At 67.2% G+C, this 4,011-nt stretch carries 4 protein-coding genes; 2 read left to right on the forward strand and 2 right to left on the reverse strand.

Annotated features, from left to right (window positions below):
* Both dnaK and HUK84_RS11760 read right to left on the reverse strand, forming a co-directional pair.
* Window positions 1-1,808 (reverse strand): molecular chaperone DnaK (gene dnaK, locus HUK84_RS11755; protein WP_176640460.1); only part of this gene is annotated, 1,808 nt, incomplete at its 3' end.
* Between the two features lie 259 nt (window positions 1,809-2,067).
* Complete coding sequence (locus tag HUK84_RS11760) at window positions 2,068-2,628, reverse strand: nucleotide exchange factor GrpE (RefSeq protein ID WP_246285639.1); 561 nt, start codon at window positions 2,626-2,628, stop codon at window positions 2,068-2,070.
* Window positions 2,629-2,961: 333 nt separating this feature from the next.
* Between HUK84_RS11760 and HUK84_RS11765 the strand changes: the two genes are divergently transcribed.
* Window positions 2,962-3,672, forward strand: a complete 711-nt coding sequence (locus HUK84_RS11765) for a response regulator transcription factor (protein WP_176640461.1) — start codon at window positions 2,962-2,964, stop codon at window positions 3,670-3,672.
* Window positions 3,673-3,753: 81 nt separating this feature from the next.
* On the forward strand, window positions 3,754-4,011 hold a 258-nt coding region (locus HUK84_RS11770), incomplete at its 3' end, for a sensor N-terminal transmembrane domain-containing protein (RefSeq protein WP_246285640.1).

Genomic DNA, 4,011 nt, shown 5'->3' on the forward strand with positions numbered 1-4,011 from the left:
GCCTGGCCGGCCTTGTAGACGGCCTCGCCGATCTTCATCGCCGCCTGGGACAGCGCATCGGACGCGCTCTTGAGCGCGGCGGCGTCGCTGCCTTCCAGGGCCTTGCGGACATCGGCGATCGCCGCCTCGGCCGCCGCCTTGTCACCGGCCGGGACCTTGTCGCCGGCTTCGGCCAGCGACTTCTCGACCTGATGCGCCAGCCCTTCGGCATGGTTGCGGGCCTCGACCAGATCCTTCTTGGCCTTGTCGGCCGCGGCGTTCGCCTCGGCGTCCTTGACCATCTTCTCGATGTCGGCGTCGGACAGGCCGCCCGATGCCTGGATCTTGATCTGCTGTTCCTTGCCGGTCGCCTTGTCCTTGGCCGAGACCGACACGATGCCGTTGGCGTCGATGTCGAACGTCACCTCGATCTGCGGCATGCCGCGCGGGGCGGGGGCGATGCCGGTCAGGTCGAAATTGCCCAGCAGCTTGTTGTCGGCCGCCATCTCGCGCTCGCCCTGGAACACCTTGATGGTCACCGCGCTCTGGTTGTCCTCGGCGGTCGAGAAGGTCTGGCTCTTCTTGGTCGGGATGGTGGTGTTGCGGTCGATCAGGCGGGTGAACACGCCGCCCAGCGTCTCGATCCCCAGCGAGAGCGGGGTGACGTCGAGCAGCAGCACGTCCTTCACGTCGCCCTTCAGCACCGCGCCCTGCACCGCAGCACCGATCGCCACGACCTCGTCGGGGTTCACGTTGCGGGCCGGCTCCTTGCCGAAGAACTGCTTCACCGCCTCGATGACCTTGGGCATGCGGGTCATGCCGCCGACCAGGATCACCTCGTCGATTTCCGCCGCCGAGACGGACGCGTCCTTGAGCGCGGCGCGGCACGGATCCATCGTGCGTTGGATCAGGTCGTCGACCAGGCTTTCCAGCTTCGCGCGGCTGAGCTTCAGCACCAGGTGCTTCGGCCCCGAGGCGTCGGCGGTGATGAAGGGCAGGTTGATCTCGGTCTCCTTGGAGGAGGACAGCTCGATCTTCGCCTTTTCCGCCGCTTCCTTCAGGCGCTGCAGGGCCAGCTTGTCGGCGCGCAGGTCGATGCCCTGCTCGCGCTTAAACTCGTCGGCCAGATAGGCGATGATGCGCGCGTCGAAATCCTCGCCGCCCAGGAAGGTGTCGCCGTTGGTCGACTTCACCTCGATCACGCCGTCCGAGATTTCCAGGACCGACACGTCGAACGTGCCGCCGCCCAGGTCGTAGACCGCGATCGTGCCGCTGTTCTTCTTCTGCAGCCCATAGGCCAGGGCGGCCGCCGTCGGCTCGTTGATGATGCGCAGCACGTCCAGCCCCGCGATGCGGCCGGCATCCTTGGTTGCCTGGCGCTGCGCGTCGTTGAAGTAGGCCGGCACCGTGATGACCGCCTGGGTCACCTTCTCGCCCAGATAGGACTCGGCCGTTTCCTTCATCTTGCCCAGCACGAAGGCCGCGATCTGCGACGGGGCGTATTTCTTGCCCTGCGCCTCGACCCACGCGTCGCCGTTGTCGCCGGGGACGATCGCATAGGGGACCAGGGCCTTGTCCTTGGTCACGGTCGGGTCGTCATAGCGGCGGCCGATCAGGCGCTTGACCGCATACAGCGTGTTGGCGGGGTTGGTGACGGCCTGGCGCTTGGCGGCCTGGCCGACCAGCATTTCGCCGCTATCGGTAAAGGCGACCATCGACGGGGTGGTGCGCGCACCTTCGCTGTTCTCGATGACGCGGGTCTCGTCCCCCTCGCGAATGGCGACGCACGAATTGGTCGTGCCGAGGTCGATGCCGATAACCTTGCTCATTCATATTCTCCTTTCAGCGGTCCCGACCGGCCCGAAGCACCGGAAAGGACCCTAGAACCCATTATGGTCCGGCAGGTGGCGCGGATGGTCCGCCGCACCTGATGATCTGCCTTGTCCGCCACACTGCGTGCTGGCGCCCGCACCGCCGGATCTGTCCAGCATGTATTCAGACCGGGTATCCCTTTCAAGGGCAATTCCGGCGCAAATCCGGGGCGATTCCGGATGCCGGTCGGGACGCCGGTCTGGGCGGCGCCGGGAATCAGGCGCCGGTCTTGTCGGATGCGGGCGTGTCGGCGGGCGGCGCGCCCTTGGACACGACGACCATCGCCGGCTTCAGCAGGCGGCCATGCAGCTTCCAGGCCGGGGTCCAGGCCTGGATGACCGTGCCCGGGGGATGGTCCTCGCTGTGCTGCTCGGCCATCGCCTGGTGGTGGTTGGCGTCGAACGGCGCGCCGGCCGGGTCGGTGGCCGAGATGCCGTGCCGTTCCAGGATGCCGATAAAGGACCGTTCGGTGCTCTCGATCCCCTCGCGCATGCGGGCGATCAGCCGGTCCTCGCCCTCGGTGGCATGGGGCAGGCTGGCCAGCGCGCGCTTGAGGTTCTCGGCAGCCTCGACCACGTCGCGGGCGAATTTCTGCGTCGCGTATTGCCGCGCATCGTCCAGTTCGCGCTTGGTGCGCGCGCGAAGGTTCTGCATCTCGGCCTCCGAGCGCATCCAGCGTTCGCGCATGTCCTCCAGCGCGGCCTCCAGCTCCTGGATCCGGGCTTCGGGTCCGGTTTCGGGGGAGGCGTCGGCCGTCGCGGTCTGGGCGGTATCCATCTCTTCACTGTCCATCCGGGCTGTGTCCTGGTCGTTGCCGGTGGCCTGGCCAGGGATATGGCCAGTGGCTTCGGTCGGGTCGGTATCGTGGCTCATGCGTCTTGAAGTAGGTCACCGCGCGCCGTTGGACAAGGCATTGCGGCATGGCCGACCATGACGTTTCCGCGTCCCTGTCCCCCTGCCCGGGACCTCGTGGTCCGTCTCCTGTAAGGGACATGGACGGATGGTCATCGGCGCCTGCCATGACAGCGCCTTGTTCCTGGCGCTATGATGGCGCGGACGATGTGACCAGCAAGGCCGGCGGGGTTGTCGGCAGGGAGCGAGAACGCCGCGATGGAGCCGACGAAACACACGATCGCCCTGGTCGACGACGACCGAAACATCCTGACCTCGGTGCAGATGACGCTGGAGGCCGAGGGCTTCTGCGTCCGCACCTATACGGACGGCGAGAGCGCCCTGCACGGAATCACGACCCGGCCGGTCGACCTGGCGGTGCTGGATATCAAGATGCCCCGCATGGACGGGATGGAACTGCTGCAACGCCTGCGCAGCCGGTCCCACCTGCCGGTGATCTTCCTGTCGTCGAAGGACGAGGAGGTCGACCAGTTGATGGGGCTGCGCCTGGGGGCGGACGACTACATCACCAAGCCGTTCTCGCAGCGACTGCTGCTCGAGCGCATCCGCGCGCTGCTGCGCCGCAACGACGCCACCCGCAACGAGGCGGGCGGAGCGGGCGGCGGCGGCACGATGGTGCGCGGCGACCTGTCGCTGGACGAGACGCGGCACCAGTGCCTGTGGCGCGGGAAGGACATCCAGTTGACGGTGACCGAGTTCCTGCTGGTCAAGGCGCTGGCGGCGCGGCCCGGGCTGGTCAAGTCGCGCGACCAGTTGATCGACGCCGCCTACGGCGAGAACATCTATGTCGACGACCGCACCATCGACAGCCACATCAAGCGGGTGCGCAAGAAATTCCGCCAGGTGGACGAGGAGTTCAACCAGATCGAGACGCTGTACGGGATCGGCTATCGCTACAAGGAGGAGTGAGTGCGCATCGGCAACCTGGTGACGGCGCTGCCCGATCCGTTCACCTGGCTACGCCGGGGGGCCGAGACCGGCGGCGAGAACCTGAACCGCGACGCGGCGGCGGCCTATCGGGAATATCGCACGCGCCTGGTCTCGCCGCTGATGCGGCGGGTGCTGCTGGTCAACGTGCTGCCGCTGATGGTGCTGGCGGTGACGCTGCTCTATCTGAGCCAGTTCCAGAACAGCCTGCTGGAAGCCGAGGTCATGGCCCTGCGCGAGCAGGCGCGGATCTATGCCGGCGCGCTGGGGCAGAGCGCCGTGGTGTTCGGCCATGGCGGCGCGCCGATCCTGGACGCGCCG

Origin of the sequence: Nguyenibacter vanlangensis, assembly GCF_013376155.1 — a bacterium.
GTDB classification, from domain to species: domain Bacteria; phylum Pseudomonadota; class Alphaproteobacteria; order Acetobacterales; family Acetobacteraceae; genus Gluconacetobacter; species Gluconacetobacter vanlangensis.

Excerpts from the sequence above, each read along its gene's own strand:
- HUK84_RS11760 (WP_246285639.1), bottom strand. The coding sequence starts at position 2,628 with ATGGATACCGCCCAGACCGCGACGGCCGACGCCTCCCCCGAAACCGGA.
- HUK84_RS11765 (WP_176640461.1), top strand. The coding sequence starts at position 2,962 with ATGGAGCCGACGAAACACACGATCGCCCTGGTCGACGACGACCGAAAC.